Source organism: Pseudomonas sp. P5_B3, assembly GCF_056400405.1.
Genome location: NZ_JBFULI010000010.1, coordinates 27,078 through 46,200, shown reverse-complemented (window position 1 = coordinate 46,200; position 19,123 = coordinate 27,078). Strand labels below are relative to the sequence as shown.

General features: G+C 59.7%; 15 protein-coding genes. 4 read left to right on the top strand and 11 right to left on the bottom strand.

The features are described from left to right. Nucleotides 1-27 precede the first annotated feature (27 nt). The 10 genes from AC1DRN_RS08910 to AC1DRN_RS08865 form a co-directional block, all read right to left on the bottom strand. Nucleotides 28-1,590 carry a SpoVR family protein gene (locus AC1DRN_RS08910; RefSeq protein WP_223456940.1) on the bottom strand — a complete coding sequence of 521 codons (1,563 nt, stop codon included), beginning with the start codon at nucleotides 1,588-1,590 and terminating at the stop codon, nucleotides 28-30. Then, nucleotides 1,587-2,858: a YeaH/YhbH family protein gene (locus tag AC1DRN_RS08905; protein ID WP_223456942.1), complete on the bottom strand. Its 1,272-nt coding sequence runs from the start codon at nucleotides 2,856-2,858 to the stop codon at nucleotides 1,587-1,589. The genes AC1DRN_RS08910 and AC1DRN_RS08905 overlap by 4 nt, the downstream gene beginning before the upstream one ends. A 203-nt stretch (nucleotides 2,859-3,061) precedes the next feature. Next, nucleotides 3,062-4,984, bottom strand: coding sequence for a PrkA family serine protein kinase (locus tag AC1DRN_RS08900; protein WP_108216905.1), 1,923 nt, complete (start codon nucleotides 4,982-4,984; stop codon nucleotides 3,062-3,064). 297 nt (nucleotides 4,985-5,281) lie between these two features. Beyond that, nucleotides 5,282-5,611 carry a thiosulfate sulfurtransferase GlpE gene (gene glpE, locus AC1DRN_RS08895; RefSeq protein WP_223456945.1) on the bottom strand — a complete coding sequence of 110 codons (330 nt, stop codon included), beginning with the start codon at nucleotides 5,609-5,611 and terminating at the stop codon, nucleotides 5,282-5,284. 33 nt (nucleotides 5,612-5,644) lie between these two features. Beyond that, nucleotides 5,645-6,526 carry a symmetrical bis(5'-nucleosyl)-tetraphosphatase gene (locus tag AC1DRN_RS08890; protein WP_223456947.1) on the bottom strand — a complete coding sequence of 294 codons (882 nt, stop codon included), beginning with the start codon at nucleotides 6,524-6,526 and terminating at the stop codon, nucleotides 5,645-5,647. After that, a complete protein-coding gene (gene apaG, locus AC1DRN_RS08885; protein WP_223456948.1) occupies nucleotides 6,526-6,906 on the bottom strand; it encodes a Co2+/Mg2+ efflux protein ApaG in 381 nt (126 codons plus the stop codon). The genes AC1DRN_RS08890 and apaG overlap by 1 nt, the downstream gene beginning before the upstream one ends. 115 nt (nucleotides 6,907-7,021) lie before the next feature. Further along, the gene (rsmA, locus tag AC1DRN_RS08880; protein ID WP_223456949.1) at nucleotides 7,022-7,840 is read right to left on the bottom strand and encodes a 16S rRNA (adenine(1518)-N(6)/adenine(1519)-N(6))-dimethyltransferase RsmA; all 819 of its coding nucleotides are present in this window, start codon (nucleotides 7,838-7,840) and stop codon (nucleotides 7,022-7,024) included. Further along, a complete protein-coding gene (gene pdxA, locus AC1DRN_RS08875; protein ID WP_223456952.1) occupies nucleotides 7,837-8,826 on the bottom strand; it encodes a 4-hydroxythreonine-4-phosphate dehydrogenase PdxA in 990 nt (329 codons plus the stop codon). The genes rsmA and pdxA overlap by 4 nt, the downstream gene beginning before the upstream one ends. Continuing rightward, on the bottom strand, nucleotides 8,823-10,139 hold the full coding sequence (gene surA / locus AC1DRN_RS08870) for a peptidylprolyl isomerase SurA (protein WP_411740676.1): 1,317 nt from the start codon (nucleotides 10,137-10,139) through the stop codon (nucleotides 8,823-8,825). The genes pdxA and surA overlap by 4 nt, the downstream gene beginning before the upstream one ends. Next, nucleotides 10,120-12,930, bottom strand: coding sequence for an LPS-assembly protein LptD (locus AC1DRN_RS08865; protein ID WP_223456956.1), 2,811 nt, complete (start codon nucleotides 12,928-12,930; stop codon nucleotides 10,120-10,122). The genes surA and AC1DRN_RS08865 overlap by 20 nt, the downstream gene beginning before the upstream one ends. A gap of 130 nt (nucleotides 12,931-13,060) precedes the next feature. Between AC1DRN_RS08865 and AC1DRN_RS08860 the strand changes: the two genes are divergently transcribed. The 3 genes from AC1DRN_RS08860 to AC1DRN_RS08850 are packed head-to-tail and all read left to right on the top strand — an operon-like array spanning nucleotide 13,061 to nucleotide 15,517. Continuing rightward, the gene (locus AC1DRN_RS08860) at nucleotides 13,061-14,080 is read left to right on the top strand and encodes an aminoglycoside phosphotransferase family protein (protein ID WP_223456959.1); all 1,020 of its coding nucleotides are present in this window, start codon (nucleotides 13,061-13,063) and stop codon (nucleotides 14,078-14,080) included. Continuing rightward, nucleotides 14,077-14,748, top strand: coding sequence for an N-acetylmuramate alpha-1-phosphate uridylyltransferase MurU (gene murU / locus AC1DRN_RS08855; RefSeq protein WP_223456961.1), 672 nt, complete (start codon nucleotides 14,077-14,079; stop codon nucleotides 14,746-14,748). Before AC1DRN_RS08860 ends, murU begins: the two co-directional genes overlap by 4 nt. A gap of 1 nt (nucleotide 14,749) precedes the next feature. After that, complete coding sequence (locus tag AC1DRN_RS08850; RefSeq protein WP_223456963.1) at nucleotides 14,750-15,517, top strand: TerB family tellurite resistance protein; 768 nt, start codon at nucleotides 14,750-14,752, stop codon at nucleotides 15,515-15,517. A gap of 138 nt (nucleotides 15,518-15,655) precedes the next feature. Here the strand turns inward: AC1DRN_RS08850 and AC1DRN_RS08845 are convergent, their stop codons facing one another. Then, complete coding sequence (locus AC1DRN_RS08845) at nucleotides 15,656-16,645, bottom strand: alpha/beta hydrolase family protein (RefSeq protein ID WP_223456965.1); 990 nt, start codon at nucleotides 16,643-16,645, stop codon at nucleotides 15,656-15,658. A gap of 73 nt (nucleotides 16,646-16,718) precedes the next feature. Here AC1DRN_RS08845 and AC1DRN_RS08840 point away from each other — a divergent pair, with 73 nt between their 5' ends. Next, the gene (locus AC1DRN_RS08840; protein WP_477786671.1) at nucleotides 16,719-19,115 is read left to right on the top strand and encodes a PAS domain-containing sensor histidine kinase; all 2,397 of its coding nucleotides are present in this window, start codon (nucleotides 16,719-16,721) and stop codon (nucleotides 19,113-19,115) included. The last annotated feature ends 8 nt before the right edge of the window (nucleotides 19,116-19,123 follow it).

The window sequence follows — 19,123 nt, the reverse complement described above, 5'->3', positions numbered from 1 at the left end:
ATCGAGCTTTCGGAGGCACAAACCGRATCAAAGATGGATGACGGCCAGGTCCAGGCGGCCGTAATCACCTTCGCTGTGATCACTTCTGGGTGGTACATGGTGGGTTTTCATCACCTGATCGCCTTGCAGGGTTTCCAGGTGAATATCGAAGCCCCAGAGGCGGTGCAGGTGTTTGAGTACTTCTTCGGTGGAATCACCCAGCGGTTTGCGGTCGTGTTGCTGATGGCGCAGGGTCAGGGAGCGGTCGCCACGACGGTCGATGCTGTAAATCTGCACGTTGGGCTCGCGATTGCCCAGGTTGTATTGCGCCGCCAGGGTTTCACGGATGATGCGGTAGCCGTCTTCATCGTGGATCGCTGGCACCAGCAGATCGTCCTTTTGGTCGTCATCGAGAATGCTGAACAACTTCAGGTCTCGGATCACCTTCGGCGACAGGTACTGCAGGATGAAGCTCTCATCCTTGAAGCTGCTCATGGCGAACTTGATGGTGGACAGCCAGTCGGTGCCGGCAATTTCCGGGAACCAGCGGCGATCTTCCTCGGTGGGTTCTTCGCACATGCGTCGGATGTCCCGGTACATGGCAAACCCGAGAGTGTAAGGGTTGATTCCGCTGTAGTAAGGGCTGTCGAAGCCCGGCTGAAAGACCACGCTGGTGTGGGATGTCAGGAATTCCATCATGAAGCCGTCGGTGACCAGACCTTCGTTGTACAGGTCATTCATCAGCGTGTAATGCCAGAACGTGGCCCAGCCTTCGTTCATCACTTGGGTCTGGCGTTGAGGGTAAAAATATTGAGCGATCTTGCGCACGATCCGCACGATTTCCCGTTGCCACGGCTCCAGTAGCGGAGCGTGTTTTTCGATGAAGTACAGGATGTTTTCCTGCGGCTCGGCGGGGAAGCGTGCATTGTCCTTGTCACTGTACTTGTCAGCGCCTTTTGGAATGGTGCGCCACAAATCGTTGATCTGCTTCTGCAAATGCTCTTCCCGATCCTTTTGCCGGCGGCGTTCTTCCTCTGCGGAAATCGGATAAGGGCGTTTGTAGCGGTCGACCCCGTAGTTCATCAGCGCATGGCAGGAGTCGAGCAGGTCCTCGACCGCGTCGATGCCGTGGCGTTCTTCGCATTGCATGATGTACTGCTTGGCAAACACCAGGTAATCGATGATCGAACTGGCGTCGGTCCAGGTGCGGAACAGGTAGTTGCCTTTGAAAAAGCTGTTGTGCCCGTAGCAGGCATGGGCCACCACCAGCGCCTGCATGCAGATGGTGTTTTCTTCCATCAAGTAGGCGATGCATGGGTCGGAGTTGATCACGATCTCGTACGCCAGCCCCATCTGGCCGCGGGTGTAGGATTTTTCAGTGCTGAGGAAATGTTTGCCGTACGACCAGTGGTGATAACCCAGCGGCATACCGACGGAAGCGTAGGCGTCCATCATCTGCTCGGCGGTGATAACTTCGATCTGGTTCGGGTACGTATCGAGGGCGTAACCCGCCGCAATACGACTGATTTCGCGGTCGTAGGCCTGGATCAGCTCGAACGTCCATTCGGAGCCGGTGGAAATGGGTTGGCGCTTCTGCTCTTTGGCGGTCATGTCACTAACCTGCGCTGGAAGAGTTCACGGAAGACCGGATAGATATCCCCGGCCGAGACCAGTTGTTGCTGGGCAAATGTGTCGGAAAAGGCTTCGGCAATGCGCTCGTATTCGAACCACAGGGCCTGGTGTTCGCGCGGGGTGATCTCAACGTAAGTGTAGTACTGCACGAATGGCATGATCTGGTTGATCAGGATGTCACGGCAGATCGGAGAGTCATCGTTCCAGTTGTCACCGTCGGAGGCCTGGGCGGCGTAGATGTTCCACTCGTTGCTCGGATAACGCTCGGCCATGATCTCCTGCATCAGTTTCAGGGCGCTGGAGACGATGGTGCCGCCGGTTTCCCGGGAGTAGAAAAATTCCTCCTCATCCACTTCGCGGGCGCTGGTGTGATGGCGGATGAACACGACGTCGATCTTTTCGTAGTTACGCTTGAGAAACAGGTACAGCAGGATAAAGAAGCGCTTGGCGATGTCCTTGGTCGCCTGGGTCATCGAGCCGGACACGTCCATCAGGCAGAACATCACGGCCTTGGAGCTGGGGTTGGGTTGCTTGATGAGCAGGTTGTACTTGAGGTCGAATGTGTCGAGAAACGGTATGCGGTGAATGCGCGCGCTGAGTTTTTCGATTTCAGCTTCTATTTCCTGAATATCGCCGAAATTATCTGGTTCTTCCAGCTTGATTCGCAGAAGTTCTTCCTTGGCTTCGCGCAGTTTCGCCCGGCTGCTGCCGGACAGGGCGATTCGCCGGGCGTGGGCTGAACGCAGGGTACGGATGATGTTGATCCGCGACGGGTTGCCCTCGTTACTGATCCCGGCCCGCACGGTCTTGAAGGTATCGGTGCCGGTCAGGTTGCGCTTGACCAGGTTGGGCAGTTCGAGATCCTCGAACATGAATTCGAGGAACTCTTCCTGGGTGATCTGAAAGACGAATTCGTCCATCCCTTCACCGGAATTGCCGGCCTTGCCGGGGCCTCGACCGCCACCGCCTCCCGGTGGCCGGGCGATATGTTCGCCACTGGTGAATTCCTTGTTGCCCGGGTGCACGACCGTCTGCTTGCCGCCGCGACCGTGGTGAAGCACCGGCTCGTCGATGTCGCGGCCGGGAATGCTGATTTGTTCGCCGTGTTCCATATCGGTAATGGAGCGCCGGCTGACCGCCTCTTCGACAGCCTTTTTGATGTGGTCACGGTAACGCCGCAGAAACCGCTGACGGTTCACCGTGCTCTTGTTCTTGCCATTGAGACGTCGGTCGATCACATAGCTCATGACTGCTCCTTAGAAGCTGTCCTGAAAGGGGCGAGCGGTGATACAGCATCGAACCGAGAGCCGAGGGATATTGAACGCTCCCCCAAGCGCTTTGGATGCTGCCTGAACTCGCTACCGACTTTCGAACACCTCCCAGAGGCCTGTGTAACAGAAAAGCCCACACAGGTCTCTGGCTGACGACAACCGGTCTGACCGGCAGCGGGTTATTGTGATTTTCTGACTCGCAGGTACCACTCGGACAGCAGTCGTACCTGTTTGTCGGTGTAACCGCGCTCGACCATCCGTGTGACGAAGTCGTTGTGTTTTTGCTGGTCCTCTTTGCTGGCCTTGGCATTGAAGCTGATGACTGGCAGCAGGTCCTCGGTGTTGGAGAACATTTTCTTCTCGATGACCACCCGCAGTTTTTCGTAGCTGAGCCAGGTCGGGTTCTTGCCGTTGTTGTTGGCCCGGGCACGCAGGACGAAGTTGACGATTTCGTTGCGGAAATCCTTCGGATTGCTGATGCCGGCCGGTTTCTCGATTTTCTCCAGTTCTTCGTTCAACGCTACGCGGTTGAGGATCTCGCCGGTTTCCGGGTCGCGGTATTCCTGGTCCTGGATCCAGAAGTCGGCGTACAGCACATAGCGATCGAAGATGTTCTGGCCGTACTCGCTGTAGGACTCGAGGTAGGCGGTCTGGATCTCCTTGCCGATGAATTCGATATAGCGCGGTGCCAGGTACTCCTTGAGGAAGCGCAGATAGCGTTCGCGGGTCTCCGCCTGGAACTGTTCCTGCTCGATCTGTTGTTCCAGCACGTAGAGCAAATGCACCGGGTTGGCGGCAATTTCGTGCGGATCGAAGTTGAACACCTTCGACAGGATCTTGAACGCGAAACGGGTGGAAAGACCGTTCATGCCTTCGTCGACACCGGCGTTGTCGCGGTATTCCTGGATCGACTTGGCTTTCGGATCGGTGTCCTTGAGGTTCTCGCCGTCGTACACGCGCATCTTCGAGTAGATGTTGGAGTTTTCCGGCTCCTTGAGGCGCGAGAGCACGGTGAACTGGGCCAGCATCTTCAGGGTATCCGGCGCGCAATGAGCCTTGGCCAGCGAGCTGTTGAACAGCAGCTTGTCGTAGATCTTCACTTCGTCACTGACCCGCAGGCAGTACGGCACTTTGACGATGTAGATCCGGTCGATGAAGGCTTCGTTGTTCTTGTTGTTGCGGAAGGTATGCCATTCCGATTCGTTGGAGTGGGCCAGCAGGATCCCGGTGAACGGAATCGCACCAAGACCTTCGGTGCTGTTGTAGTTGCCTTCCTGGGTCGCCGTCAGCAATGGGTGCAGCACCTTGATCGGTGCCTTGAACATTTCGACGAATTCCATCAGGCCCTGGTTGGACCGGCACAGGGCGCCCGAGTAGCTGTAGGCATCGGCGTCGTTCTGGGGGAATTCCTCCAGTTTGCGGATATCGACCTTACCCACCAGTGCCGAGATGTCCTGGTTGTTTTCATCGCCCGGTTCGGTCTTGGCCACGGCGATCTGGTTGAGGATCGACGGATAGAGTTTGACCACGCGGAACTGGCTGATGTCGCCACCGAATTCGGCCAGGCGCTTGGTGGCCCATGGCGACATGATGGTATTGAGATAGCGCCGTGGAATGCCGAAGTCTTCCTCGAGGATCGCGCCATCTTCGGTGGCGTTGAACAGACCCAGGGGTGACTCGAAAACCGGCGAGCCCTTGATCGCATAGAAGGGTATTTTTTCCATCAGTTGCTTGAGCTTCTCGGCCAGGGACGATTTACCGCCACCGACGGGGCCAAGCAGGTAGAGGATCTGTTTCTTCTCTTCCAGGCCCTGAGCGGCGTGGCGGAAATACGACACGATCTGGTCGATGCATTCTTCCATCCCGTGGAAGTCTTCAAAGGCCGGATAGCGGCGGATCACCTTGTTGGAAAAGATTCGCGACAGTCTCGAGTTGGTCGAGGTGTCGAGCAGCTCCGGTTCTCCGATAGCCAGCAGCAGACGCTCGGCGGCGGAAACATAGGCGCTGCGGTCCTTTTTGCACAGCTCCAGGTACTCTTGCAGAGAGAGTTCTTCCTGGCGTGTGGACTCGAAGCGTTGTTGGAAGTGGCTAAAGATACTCATGACGTCACCTCGCTCGATACGTGGAGCCGACGCCGGATCACTCAGTCGATGCTGGCAGCAACCGAACAGGCGGTTGCTGTTTACCCCCCAGAACTCCCTCAAGGCTTACCGCCCCGAAAGCTACTCCCGATGACCCGTGCGCCGGTGTACCGGCTCTCCCCTGTTTTGGATGGCCTGCGCTTAAGGATAGTTGGGAATTCGGCAGGTAAAGGCTAGATGCGTAATTGTTTGTGGCAGACCGTTCGTCTGCCACCGCGCCAGCCCGCGTGAGCCGGGGCCTGCAACGTTACAAAAAAATTATTCGGGGGTGCCTTGCGCGGTTTCCGCAGGATACGTCGTACGCCACAACTCGAATCCGCCATCCATGCTGTAGACGTCGGAGAAGCCCTGGCTGATCAGGTAGGCGGCGGCGCCCTGGCTGGAATTGCCGTGATAGCAGACCACCACGGTCGGTGCGTCGAGGTTGGCACCCTGGATGAAAGCGTGCAGGGAATGATTGTCCAGATGCCTGGAGCCTGCGATGTGCAGGGCGGCAAAAGTGGCCGGGTCGCGGACGTCGACCACCACCGCGCCTTGTTCGCGCAGGGCTTGGGCCTGTTCCGGGGGGATACGTTTGAATTCGCTCATGGCGGGCTCCTGTGGCTCGGCTGAATGGGCAGTCTAGCGCGGGGCGCCGGCTGACGATATTTGGGGAATGGATAAGGCGACTGGCGGCACGGCATGACCGTGTTCGTCGCATTTGCAGGAAAGGCGCTCACCGCTGTCGACGTTCATCAGGGTCAGGGCGCCGCCCCAGACGCAACCGGTGTCGAGGGCCGAGATGCCTGGCTCGTCGCACTTGCCCTCCAGTGCTGCCCAGTGACCGAAGATGATTTTCACATCCCTGGTCTTGCGCTCCTTGTGCTGGAACCAGGGCTTGTAGCCAGCGGGCGCGGTATCGAGGCCTTCTTTGCTCTTGAGGTCGAGTTTGCCTTCGGCGGTGCAAAAACGCATGCGCGTGAAATAGTTGGTGATCACCCGCAGGCGCGTCACGCCTTTGAGGTCATTGTCCCATTTCGCCGGATCGTTGCCGTACATGCCATCGAGGTAAGACGGCAACAGGTTGTCGTCACGCAAGGCAGTCTCGACTTCGGCAGCGCACTTCAAGGCTTTGCGCAGCGACCACTGGGGTGGAATGCCGGCATGGACCAGTGCAATGTTGCGCTGTTCGTCGTAGTGCATGAGCTTTTGCTGGCGCAGCCATTCGAGCAGTTCGGCGCAATCCGGCGCTTCAACGATCTCGCGCAAGGTATCGGCCTTCTTCAGGCGTTCGATGTTGCGTCCGGCCGCCAGCAGGTGCAGGTCGTGGTTGCCGAGCACGCACACCAGCGATTCGCGAATGCTGTAGAGGAAGCGCAAGGTTTCCAGAGACTGCGGGCCGCGGTTGACCAGGTCGCCTACCAGCCACAGACGATCCCGTTGTGGGTCGAACGCCACTTGTTTGAGCAGGCATTGCAGGGCTTGAAGGCAGCCTTGCAGGTCGCCAACAGCGTACGTTGCCATCAGTGCAGGGCTCCGGGCACCGCCAGGCGGAAGGGCGCGATGATGGCATCGAAATGTTTGCCGTCGTCGGAAAGCATCTGATAGGTGCCTTGCATGGTGCCGACCTTGGTGGTCATGACCGTGCCGCTGCTGTAGGTGTGGCTCTTGCCGGGGTCGATCAACGGCTGCTGACCTACCACGCCTGCGCCGCGCACTTCTTCGACATGCCCGTTACCATCGGTGATGACCCAGTGCCGTGAAAGCAGTTTGGCGGGCAACTGGCCATTGTTTTGCACGGTGATGGTGTAGGCGAAGGCAAAGCGGTCGTGCTCGGGTTGCGATTGTTCTGCCAGATAGCGGGTGACGACGCTGACGTCGACCTGATAACGAGGATCGGACATGCAAGGGGCCTTAAAAACGAAGCGGGACGCGGGGCGTAGCTGATGGAGTTCAGTCTAGGCCAAGTATCGGGTAGTAGACCAGAGTGGCGTCCTACCCGATAGCGCTCATCGCCTGTCAGTCAGCGATAGGCTTTTGTGACGCTTGCTCGCTGAGCTTGTCGGCCAGGCGCACGAAGGCGGCCAGGTCGAGTTGCTCGGGACGCAGGCTGCCATCGACACCGGCGGCTTCGATTTCGTCATTGCTCAGCAGCAGCTTGAGGGTATTGCGCAGGGTTTTGCGGCGCTGGTTGAAGGCCTCGCGCACGACGCGCTCCAGCAAGCGGTGGTCCTTGGCCGGGTGCGGCAGTACCGCGTGGGGCACCAGGCGCACGATGGCCGAGTCGACTTTCGGCGGCGGGTTGAATGCCCCCGGGCCAACGTTGAACAGGTGCTCGACCCGGCAGTGGTACTGGACCATGATCGACAAGCGGCCCCAGTCACCACCACCAGGGCCGGCCGCCAGGCGCTCGACCACTTCCTTTTGCAGCATGAAGTGCATGTCGCGAATCAGATGCGAGTTGTGCAACAGGTGAAAAATCAGCGGCGTGGAGATGTTGTACGGCAGGTTGCCGACCACCCGCAGGCTACCTGGCGCGGCATTCAGGCTATTGAAGTCGAACTTCAGTGCATCGCCCTGATGCAGATTGAAGTTGCTCTTGCCGGCAAACTGCTGGTTGAGGATCGGGATCAGGTCCTTGTCCAGCTCCACCACGTCGAGTTGCGCGCCGCTGCTGAGCAGGCCTTGGGTCAGTGCGCCCTGGCCCGGGCCGATTTCCAGCAGGCGGTCGTCGCTCTTGGCATGGATGGAACGCAGGATGCGGTCGATAACGCCAGCATCGTGCAGGAAGTTCTGGCCAAAGCGTTTGCGCGCCTTGTGTTGGTATTGCTCGGTCATAAACGGGTCTCGGCCATCTGGTAGGCGGTTTCCAGGGCGACTTGCAGGCTGCCGGTGTCGATCTTGCCGCTGCCGGCCAGGTCCAGGGCAGTGCCGTGGTCGACCGAGGTGCGGATGATCGGCAAGCCGAGGGTCACGTTGACTGCGGCGCCGAAGCCTTTGTACTTCAGCACCGGCAGGCCCTGGTCGTGGTACATCGCCAGCACCGCATCGCAGTGCTCCAGATATTTTGGGGTAAACAGAGTGTCGGCGGGCAGGGGGCCTCGAAGGTCCATGCCCTCGCCGCGCAAGCGCTCTAATGTGGGTTCGATGATATCGATTTCTTCATGGCCCAGGTGTCCGCCTTCGCCGGCATGCGGGTTGAGCCCACAGACCAGGATGCGTGGCCGGGCGATGCCGAACTTGTTTTGCAGGTCGGCGTGCAGGATTCGCGTGACGCGTTCCAGGCGCTCAGGCGTGATCGCATCGGCAATCTCGCGAAGGGGCAGGTGAGTGGTCACCAGGGCCACGCGCAAGCCACGTGTGGCCAGCATCATCACCACTTGCGCGGTGTGGGTCAGGTCGGCGAGGAATTCCGTGTGCCCGGAAAAGGCGATGCCGGATTCGTTGATCACGCCTTTGTGCACAGGCGCGGTGATCATGCCGGCAAAATCCCCGCTCAGGCAGCCTTGGCCGGCCCGGGTCAGGGTTTCCAGAACGAAGGCAGCGTTGGCCTTGTCCAGTTGCCCGGCAACGACCTTGGCATTGAGCGGTGTATCCCAGACATACAGGCTGTTGGCGGGAGCGGGTGCATCCGGCCAGTTGTCCGGTGTGACCGGCAGCAAGTCGACAGCCACGCCCAGTTGCGCGGCCCGCTCAATGAGCAGGTCGCGGCTGGTAATGGCAATCAGGGGGTGGGGCTGGGCTTGCGAGGCGAGCAGCAGGCACAGGTCGGGACCTATGCCGGCTGGTTCGCCGGGTGTCAGCGCGAAACGTTGGAGTTTCACTGCGCTGCCTGGTCGGCGCCAGGGAGTTTGATTTCCACGTACGCTTCGTCACGGATCTGACGCAGCCAGGTTTGCAGCTCTTCGTCGTATTTGCGGTTACGCAAAACGGTCATTGCTTGCTGCTCGCGAGCCTGCGTGGTGCTGTCGGTGGCGCGACGGCCAAGGACTTCCAGGACGTGCCAGCCGTATTGAGTCTGGAACGGCCTGGACAGTTGACCTTGCGGGGTCTTGGCCATCACTGCGCGGAACTCGGGCACCAGCGCGTTCGGGTCGATCCAGTTCAGGTCGCCGCCGTTGAGGGCGGAACCCGGGTCTTCCGAGTAACTTTTCGCCAACTCGGCGAAGTCTTCGCCAGCCTGGATACGGCTGTAGAGCGACTCGGCCAGGGCCTTGGTTTTCGCTTCGTCGCGGATCGGGCTCGGTTTGACCAGGATGTGGCGCACATGCACTTCATCGCGCATCTGGGTCTCGCCGCCACGTTTGTCGAGAATTTTCAGGATGATGAAACCGCCCGGGGTGCGCATTGGCTGGGTGACATCACCTACCGGCATGGTGCTCAGCAGGCGATCGAACGGCGGAGGCAATTGAGCGGCTTTGCGCCAGCCCATGTCGCCACCTTCCAGTGCGGTTTCGCTGGCTGACTTGGCGATTGCCAACTGACCGAAGTCAGCGCCTTGCTTGAGCTGCTGGTAAATTGTGTCGGCCTGTTTGGCTGCATTCTGAATCGCGTCGGAGTTGGCGCTTTCCGGCGTAGGAATCAGGATGTTGGCCAAGTGGAACTCTTCGGACAGCTGCATTTTGCCCAGGTCGGAAGCCAGGAAGTTCTTCACTTCCTGCTCGGAAACCTGAATGCGTTCGGCAACCCGGCGCTGGCGCACGCGGCTGATGACCATTTCGCGACGAATCTGCTCACGCGCGTCGTCGTAAGACAGGCCATCGCGAGTAAGGGCGGCGCGGAACTGCTCGACCGACATGTTGTTGCGCTGGGCAATGGTGCCGACTGCCTGGTTCAACTCCTCATCGGTAATGCGGATGCCGGAGCGATCGCCGATCTGCAATTGCAGGTTTTCGACGATCAGGCGCTCAAGTACCTGCTGCTCCAGCACGCTGGCCGGCGGCACGGCAGAACCGCGCTTGGCAATGGTTTGCTGAACGTCATGAACGCGCTGGTCCAGTTGGCTCTGCATGACCACGTCGTTGTCGACGATGGCCACCACTTTATCGATGGACTGTACGGCGGCACTGGCCGCCGTACTCAGGAACAGCGCGCCCAGCATCAGCGGGCGCAGACAATCAGAAAGCTTGGTCTTCACGTTCACGATAACCTTGAATGCCTTTGTCGAGGAAGCTCTCGGCCTTGGCGCCGGTGAGGCCGCCGAGTCCCTTCAGAACAATTTGGAGGAAGACGCCATGGTCGCCTTTTTCGTTTTGCGGTGCTTGCTGGCTGAACTCGTCATAATCAACGAAGTAACGGTTGATCAGGCGCAGTTTCCAGCAGCAGCTGTCGTACTCGAAACCACCGAAGGCTTCCAGGGTACGGTTGCGGTTGTAGTCATACTGCCAGCGGCTGATGGCGCTCCATTGCGGCACGATCGGCCAGATCACCGAGAAGTCGTGCTGTTGGATCTTGTAGTAATCCTTCACGAAGTTAGGCTGGCCAGGGGTGCCGTAGTCACCGCCGAACTGCCATTGACCGGTGGTCTGGTTGTAGATCACCTGGTCGTTACGATAGCGATAGCCAACGTTGACGACCTTGTTCGGATTGTCTTCAGGCTGGTAGTGGAACATCGCGCTGCCCGAGCGAGGGCTGCGGCTGTCCGGGTCCCAGTTGTAGTCGGCGGTGGTACGCCAGTCGCGGTTCCAGCGATATTCGTATTCCAGCGCATATGGGGAAACGCTGGCTTGGGCATCGGCGCGGGTTTTTGGATTGATGCCCGGCAATTGAACTTCGCGGTCCTTGAAGTACAAGGCCTGGCCGACACTGATGCGTTGACGCTCAAAACCGTTGTCTTCGATCCAGCGGCTGGTCACGCCCAGGGACAGCTTGTTCTCGTCGCCGACACGGTCGGAGCCTGAGAAGCGGTTGTCACGGAACAGCGACGCATAGTTGAAGGTGTATTCGCTGGTATCGAATACCGGGATGTCTTCCTGGTCGACTTCAGGCACGTACAGGTAGAACAGGCGCGGCTCGAGGGTCTGGCGGTAGTTCTTGCCGAAATACTGGGTATTACGATCGAAGTACAGGCCGCTGTCGATGCTGGCGATCGGCACGCCGCGGTTCTGGTTGCTGTCAAAATTACCATTGAAATTTTTAGTCCCGGTGGCAGCTGCGGCTTGTTCTTGCTGCGCGCTTTGAGTTTTGCCGAGACCGTCCAGGTCCAGTTGGTACTGGGTGTACTGGTACTTGAGTGTTGGCTTCAGGAATCCGTAGGTCCAGTTCAGTGGCAGGCTGACAGCCGGTGCCAGGTTGAGGCGGTCGCCATTGGCGCGTGCCAGACCGACAACGTTGGTATCAAGCCGTGGCGACACATTACCGTCTTCGTCGGTGTAGGTACCGTTCTGCAGATCCCGGTCAAACCGCACGAGTTCGGTGCTGTACGTGAAGTCCAGACCTTCCGGATGATAAGGCAGCATACCGTCGAGGGTGAGCTGCGGCAGGCGGTCGTACGGTGTAATGTTCGATACGGTCGCCAGTTGGTATGCCTGAGCGTTCGCGCGGGCGGTATAGCTGTCGCCACGATAGGTCACGGAACCCTGCTGGTTCACGTAGTCGTTGGTTTTCACGCCAATCTGGTCGGTCTGCAGATCCTGGAAGTAATACGGATCGCTGATCTTGGTGTAGTCGACTTGCGTGAGCACTCGCGAGTCCAGACCACCCTTGTGCTGCCAGTTGTACATGTAGCGGGTTTTTTCAGCGTCGGTCTGCTTGTCGCGCTCGTCGCTTTCGTCGTTGAGGTAAGCCGCACCGAACTGGCCTTCGCTGGCCTTGGTCAGGTAGCGGAATTCGCCTTCCATCAACAAGCCGTGCTTTTCCATGTAGCGCGGGTACAACGTGGCATCGTAGTTCGGCGCCAGGTTGAAGTAGTACGGGGTGACCAGCATGAAGCCGGTATCGCTGCCGGTGCCGATGCTCGGCGGCAGGAAGCCGGACTGGCGACGATCGTCGATCGGGAAATAGATGTACGGCGTGTACAGGACTGGAATGTCCTTGACCCGCAGCGTCACGTTGGTCGCCGTACCGAAACCGGTGGCCGGGTTCAGGGTGATGTTGTTGCCCTTGAGCTGCCAGGCGTTGTTGTTCGGTTCGCACGTGGTGTACGTACCATCCTTGAGGCGGATGATCGCGTTCTCGGCACGTTTGGCGTACAGCGCATTACCGCGGACGCGGGATTTGTGCATCACGTATTCGGCGTTGTCGACCTTGGCTTCACCGGTGTCGAGCTGCACGTCGGCGTGGTCGCCGACGATCAATGCGCCGTTGTCGCGAATGCGCACGTTGCCGTTCAGGTCGCCCCGGCTCTCGGCTTGGTACAGGTTGGCTTCGTCGGCTTCGACCTGCATGCTGCCCTGACGCATGACAACGTCGCCGGCCAGTGTCGCGACCTGCTCATCCTGCTTATAGCGGGAGGCTTTTGCGCCGATAAAGGTTGGTGCGTCACTTTTATTCGTCTTGTCATTCATGCCAGGACGAATCGGTTCGACATAGGAACCAGAGCAATAAGGACCGGTTTCGGCCAATTGTGCGGCGGTGAGTTGCTCGCGGGGAACCCAGTCGAGGTGACTGTAGTCTGCGCTACGCGACTTCAGGCCAAGGCCTTTGGATTCGGTGACCAGCACCGGCCTGGCGCCAGTGTCTTCGCTGGAACCGCTCTCGGCCGGGGCTTCGCCGGTGGCGGAAACTGCGCTACCGTCATGAACGGGACGCGGTGGCAAAGCAGCCGCCGGCGCCTTTGGCGCACAGTCCCAGGAACCCGAAGCAGAGACTGAGCAGTCAAACTGTTCCGCGGCGACCACGTAGGAAGTGGCAAGGGGTTGCAGCGCCAGCAAACTGCCGGTAACCAACAACGGAAATTTTTTACGAAACGCGGGGGATTTCAATGCCATCTTATTAGTCCGGGCTTCCTGCGTGCCATCTGCCCGCGGTGTGGGCCGCACGCCTCTCGATGGTCTGAAAAAGATGCTGGATAATAAAGCATGACCCGCTTGACGGCTAGCGCCGTCGGAGACCCTTGCAATGCCTGATCAAGATGTACGCTTGCAACACCTGAAAGTTTGGCTCGATGAACAATTGACGACCTTTTTTGCCGAGCAAAGTTGGGGCGCCGTCCCCCCGGCCACGTTGACTGCGGCCAGCAGCGACGCGAGTTTCCGGCGGTATTTCCGCTGGGAAGGCGGTGGCAAAAGTTTCATTGTGATGGACGCGCCGCCGCCCCAGGAAAACTGTAAACCCTTCGTGGATATCGCCTTTTTGCTGGCGAAATCCGGAATAAATGTGCCGAAAATTTATGCCGAAGACCTCGAGCGTGGTTTTCTTTTGCTCAATGACCTGGGCAACAAGACCTATCTGGACGTCATCGACAACGAAAACGCCGACGATTTGTTCAAGGATGCCCTGCAAGCGTTGCTGGCTTTCCAGCAGTTGCCGATGGTTGCGCCTTTGCCGAGCTATGACGTGGCCTTGCTGCGTCGTGAGCTGGAACTGTTCCCCGAGTGGTATGTGAAGCGCGAATTGGGCATCGAGTTCGACGCGGCGCAGCAAGTACTCTGGCAGCAGGTCAGCGAACTGTTGATCGACAGTGCCCTGGCACAGCCAAAAGTCCTGGTGCATCGTGACTACATGCCGCGCAACCTGATGCTCAGCGAGCCCAATCCCGGTGTGCTTGACTTCCAGGATGCGGTGTATGGCCCGGTGACCTATGACGTAACCTGCCTGTTCAAGGACGCCTTCCTCAGTTGGCCCGAGGCACGCGTGCACGGCTGGCTCGAAAACTACTGGCAGCAAGCAGGCGCCCTCGGCATTCCAGTTCAACCCGAGTTTGAGGACTTCCTGCGGGCCAGCGATTTGATGGGTGTGCAACGTCACCTGAAAGTCATCGGCATTTTTGCGCGCATCTGCCATCGCGACGGCAAACCGCGTTATCTGGGCGATGTGCCACGTTTCTTTGCGTACATAGAAGCGGTGATCGCTCGCCGCCCTGAACTGGCCGAGCTGGATGTGTTGCTGGCCAGTCTGCGCGCCGGAGTGGAAGCATGAAGGCAATGATTCTGGCTGCGGGCAAAGGCGAGCGCATGCGCCCGCTGACCCTGACCACGCCAAAACCGCTGGTTCGTGCAGGCGGCGTGCCGCTGATCGAATATCACCTGCGAGCACTGGCCGTGGCCGGGTTCACCGACATCGTGATCAATCACGCCTGGCTTGGTCGGCAGATCGAAGACTACCTGGGCGATGGATCGCGCTATGGCGTAAGCATTCAGTACTCGGCGGAAGGTGAACCCCTGGAAACCGGCGGCGGGATTTTCCGCGCGTTGCCGTTGCTGGGGGATGAAGCGTTTGTCGTGGTCAACGGCGACATCTGGACCGATTACGACTTCAGCGTGCTGCATCAACCCATCAACGGCCTGGCGCATCTGGTGCTGGTCAGCAACCCGCCACATCATCCGGCCGGGGACTTCAGCCTGGTCGGAACCCAGGTGCGCGACGGTCAGTCGCAGGCCCCTACCCTGACCTACAGCGGCATCGCCGTGTTGCATCCGCAGTTGTTCGACGGTTGCACCGCAGGAGCCTTCAAGCTCGCGCCGCTGTTGCGCAAGGCCATGGCTGATGGTCAAGTGACTGGCGAACAGTTGAAAGGGCGCTGGGTCGATGTCGGCACTCATGAGCGTCTGGTCGAAGTTGAAACATTAATCGAAGCGAGCCGCTGACATGTTGTGGCCAGGGACTCTGATTGGAGCCGGAGCAGGCTTTGCCATAGCCAGTATTCCGGGGGCCTTGCTCGGCGCGTTGTTGGGGCAGGCGCTGGACCGGCGCTTGCACCTGCAGAGCTGGGGGCATTTGCGGGAAAAGCTGGGCGGTCGCCCGGTGTTGCGTAACGATGAATTGCTGTTTGTCCTGTTGGGGCGCCTGGCCAAGTGCGACGGCCAGGTGATGGCCGGGCACATCGATCAGGCCCGAGCGGAAATGCGTGCGCTGGATATGTCCGAGCCGGCCCAGCGTCGTGCGATTGCCGCGTTCAATCGCGGCAAATCGGGCCGCGACCGGCTACGCGGTTATCTGCGTCGCCTGAGTGCCCAGCCCCATGCGGCGGAGGGCGTGTTGCGCGCCTGCTGGCGAATGGTCTGGGCCGATGGTCGTGCCGGCAGCAGCGAGCGTGAGTTGATCGGCCAATGGGGTCAGTGGCTGGGCTGCACGCCACACCAGGTGCAGGCGCTGGCCCACGACTATGAGCCGCAGAAGCGGCCATTGGCCAACAGCGCGCCAAGTTATCAGGACGCCTTGAGGCTTTTGGGGGTGTCGGCCACCACTGAACCGGCGCAGATCAAGCGTGCCTATCGGCGTCTGCTCAGTCGCCATCATCCGGACAAGATTGCCGGCAGTGGCGCGACGGCGTTGCAGGTACGTGAGGCTACCGAGCGAACGCGTGAACTGCATAACGCCTATACGCTGATTCGGGAGCGGCGGGATTTTCGCTAACAGGAAAGACTTGTGTCGTCTGTGATGGCCCTATCGCGAGCAAGCTCGCTCCCACAGGTTTTGTGTCGATAACAAAAATTGTGTTCGACGTTAATCCTGTGGGAGCGAGCTTGCTCGCGATGAAGGCGACACAGTCTTTCAGTCTGTCGCAGGCTGCGGATTCAACCAGCCCCGCACCCGCCGGAACAGTTGCTCCTGTTCGGCCCTGGTATCGGGCAACGCCTTGAGCGCGACCTGGCTGAATGCCGATGACTTCAAGCGCTTGCTGGCCTGCAGGCGTTCCAGTGCTGCGTTGCGATCTGGCGCTTTGTCCTTGTAGTAAATATCCGCGGTCGGCAGTTTCAGGGTCGGGGTCAGCTCCGCCAGCCCGGGCTTCGCTGCCACCGGTGTCCGGGCGGCGACCATCACCAGCTTTTCGACTTGCGACGGCTGCTTCTCGCTCAGGTAACGCGTGGCCCAATAGGCGCCGGAACCATGCCCCAACACCACGATACTGCGGGCGCTTTGCTGTTCGGCGAAGGCGAGTGCGGCGTCGATCCGGGCGAAGATGCGCTCGGCATCGGCCTTGGACTGCTCCTCAGTGGTTTCAGCGATGACTTTGTCGGCCACATCGGCCTCGCCTCCGGCTACCTGTTCGATGGGGGCCGCAGTGGTCGAGTCTTTGCTGCCGGTTTCGGGGGCCTTGGGAGCTGGCGCTGCTTCTACGATACGTGGCGCAATGGCATCGCTTTGCAGGTCCGGCAAGGTGATACTCAGGCTGCTCCACTCGGCGTCCGGCAGTTTGCGCCGCAAAGGACCGACCGCTTGCGGCCAGTCAACGGTTTCGCCGGCGCCGGGGATGATAATCACCGCGCCTTTGGGTTCGGCGGTATTGGCCGGTTTCCACAAGGCCAGAAACGTGTCGGTGCCCGCTTGCAGTTGTTGCTGTTCCTGAGCCGGGATTTTTCGCTCAAGTGCAGTCGCTTCTTCCTGACTACGCTCAGGCAACGGCTGACGTTCGAGTGGTTTTTCTTCGGCGGTTTTTTCTGCTGCTGCAGGCGCCGGGTCGGCCGCCTCGACGGAAAAAGCGCATGGCAGGATCAGCGACAGGCACAATGCTGGCAGTGCCAGGCGGTAGACAGGGGGCATCGGATATTCCAGGCCAGAAGTTGTTCCGGCAGCCTAATGGGTTGGTCAGTATTTGTCAGTGTGTGAGAGTTCAATGATGCGTTTACGCTGCCTGTGGGTTATCGGCTGTTTGTGGTTTCCCTTGATGGGTTGGGCGGCGGCCATGCCCCCGGAGCACGTTGCCCAACTGACTCCGAAACAACAGCACTGGCTGGCGCAGCAGGATGAGTTGCGGGTCGGCGTGGTGTTGCAGGCGCCCTATGCGCAATATGATCGCCGCTTGCAGCGCCTGTCCGGGGTGAATGTCGACTTGATGAAGTGGCTGGCAAAGACCCTCAACGTCGAACTGAGCTGGCGCAACTTTCCCGACCTTGAACAACTGGAGGCGGCTGCACGCGAGGGCGAAATCGACATCGCCCCGGGGCTGACCCAAACCCCTGGCGGATTGCGCCTCTGGCAGTTTTCCGACCCTTACATGCGAGTGCCGCAACTGGTGGTCAGCGACCAGAAAAGCGCGGGCGCGGTCGAGCTGGAAAAGCTCGACAGCCAGACCCGCGTCGCCGTGCGCATGCCCAGCACCATCGCCGATTACCTGCGTAGCAACTATCCGCACCTGAATCTGCAAGGCGTCCCGATGGAGCGTCAGGCATTGCAATTGCTGACTGGCCAGCAGGCGGGTTATGCGGTTGTTGATGAGGCGCAATTGGGGCGCCTGTCCGTCGAGCCGGAGTTCGCCGGGTTGGTGGTTGTCGGGGATGTCGGCTTGCCGCAGCTGCTGCGAGTGGCCACGCGCCGCGACAAGCCGGAACTGGCGGGCATCGTCGAAAGTGCATTGCGGGCTATCCCGGCCAAGGACCTGGAGCAATTGCACAATCAATGGCTGCAACCCAAGTACCCGCGGCTCACCGAGTCCCCGGGTTTCTGGCAAAACCTCTGTTTATTGCTGGCCGTGCTGGCGTTGAGCTGCATGGCCATAGTGTTCTGGCAGCGTCGCCAGCAGCACAACCTGGAACAGCGCCTGCTGGCCGCGCAGGAAGACATTGCCTTGCGCGCCGCCAGCGAAGAGGCATTGCGGCTCACCCAGTTTTCCATCGATCAAAGCACCGTCGGTATCCTCTGGGTCAACTGGGACAGCCACGTGCGCTACGCCAACCGCGCGGCGGAAAGCATGCTTGGCTATCCGGCTGGCGGGATCATTGATCGGCCCTTGATCGATTTCGAACCCGGCCTGCACATGGACCGCTGGCTGAATCTGTGGAAGCGCGCCCGGGCCAGTGAAGAAGGCCCGCAAAGCTTCGAAACCAATTGCGTGCGCGCTGACGGCAGCATTCTGCCGACCGATGTCTCGTTGAGTTTTCTGCGCTTTCGCGATGGCGAATACCTGGTGGTTTACCTCAACGACGTCACCGAGCGGCGCCGTGCTCTGGCCGCCTTGCAGGAAAGCGAGGCGCGGCTGCAAGGCATCGCCGCCAATGTTCCGGGGCTGGTATTCCGCCTGGAGCGGGCGCCGGTGACCGGTCAGATCGACTTTGCCTACATCAGCGAAGGCAGCGAAAGCCTGGTGGGTTATTCGCCAGCCACGCTGGCGCATCGCGATAAAGGCCTGCGCAGCATCGTGCATCCGGATGACAGGGCCAGCTATCACCAGACCCAGGATCATGCGCTGGATACCGACAGCGACTGGTCGTGGCAAGGTCGAATTCTCACGCGCCAGGGCGAAYAGCGATGGGCGGAAATCAAGGCCATCACCCGTCAGCTGGAAGACGGAGCCTATGTCTGGGACGGTATCGTCTGGGACATCAGCGAGAGCAAGCGCATCGAACTTGAACTGGCCAGCTCCCGGGAACAACTGCGTGAGTTGTCCGCGCACCTGGAAAGCGTGCGCGAAGAAGAAAAGGCGCGCATCGCCCGGGAAGTTCACGATGAGCTGGGTCAGATGCTGACCGTGCTCAAGCTGGAAACCTCCATGTGCGAACTGGCTTACGCGCAACTCGATCCAGGCCTTAACGAGCGCCTGGGCAGCATGAAACGCCTGATCGCTCAACTCTTCCAATTGGTTCGCGACGTGGCGACTGCATTGCGCCCGCCGATTCTCGATGCGGGTATTGCCTCGGCCATCGAATGGCAGGCCCGACGGTTTGAGGCGCGCACGCAGATCCCGTGTCTGGTGCAGGTGCCGGACAATCTCCCGGTGCTCAGCGACGCCAAGGCTATCGGCCTGTTCCGGATCCTTCAGGAAGCGCTGACCAATGTCATGCGCCACGCCCAGGCGCATACTGTCGAACTGACGCTGGCGCTGGAAGGCGACGAGTTGTGTCTGACGGTCAGCGATGACGGTGTAGGATTTGTCGCCGCGCTTGGCAGGCCAGCGTCCTTTGGGATTGTCGGCATGCGCGAGCGGGTATTGATCATGGGTGGTGAGTTATCCCTTGAGAGTGAGCCGGGTGAAGGCACGACCCTGAGTGTGCGGGTGCCATTGGGTGGGGCCTGATTTTTAAT

What these genes read in the sequence shown, in the direction of transcription:
- AC1DRN_RS08910 (WP_223456940.1), bottom strand. Translation starts at nt 1,590, where the DNA reads ATGACCGCCAAAGAGCAGAAGCGCCAACCCATTTCCACCGGCTCCGAA.
- AC1DRN_RS08905 (WP_223456942.1), bottom strand. Translation starts at nt 2,858, where the DNA reads ATGAGCTATGTGATCGACCGACGTCTCAATGGCAAGAACAAGAGCACG.
- AC1DRN_RS08900 (WP_108216905.1), bottom strand. Translation starts at nt 4,984, where the DNA reads ATGAGTATCTTTAGCCACTTCCAACAACGCTTCGAGTCCACACGCCAG.
- glpE (WP_223456945.1), bottom strand. Translation starts at nt 5,611, where the DNA reads ATGAGCGAATTCAAACGTATCCCCCCGGAACAGGCCCAAGCCCTGCGC.
- AC1DRN_RS08890 (WP_223456947.1), bottom strand. Translation starts at nt 6,526, where the DNA reads ATGGCAACGTACGCTGTTGGCGACCTGCAAGGCTGCCTTCAAGCCCTG.
- apaG (WP_223456948.1), bottom strand. Translation starts at nt 6,906, where the DNA reads ATGTCCGATCCTCGTTATCAGGTCGACGTCAGCGTCGTCACCCGCTAT.
- rsmA (WP_223456949.1), bottom strand. Translation starts at nt 7,840, where the DNA reads ATGACCGAGCAATACCAACACAAGGCGCGCAAACGCTTTGGCCAGAAC.
- AC1DRN_RS08865 (WP_223456956.1), bottom strand. Translation starts at nt 12,930, where the DNA reads ATGGCATTGAAATCCCCCGCGTTTCGTAAAAAATTTCCGTTGTTGGTT.
- AC1DRN_RS08860 (WP_223456959.1), top strand. Translation starts at nt 13,061, where the DNA reads ATGCCTGATCAAGATGTACGCTTGCAACACCTGAAAGTTTGGCTCGAT.
- murU (WP_223456961.1), top strand. Translation starts at nt 14,077, where the DNA reads ATGAAGGCAATGATTCTGGCTGCGGGCAAAGGCGAGCGCATGCGCCCG.
- AC1DRN_RS08850 (WP_223456963.1), top strand. Translation starts at nt 14,750, where the DNA reads ATGTTGTGGCCAGGGACTCTGATTGGAGCCGGAGCAGGCTTTGCCATA.
- AC1DRN_RS08845 (WP_223456965.1), bottom strand. Translation starts at nt 16,645, where the DNA reads ATGCCCCCTGTCTACCGCCTGGCACTGCCAGCATTGTGCCTGTCGCTG.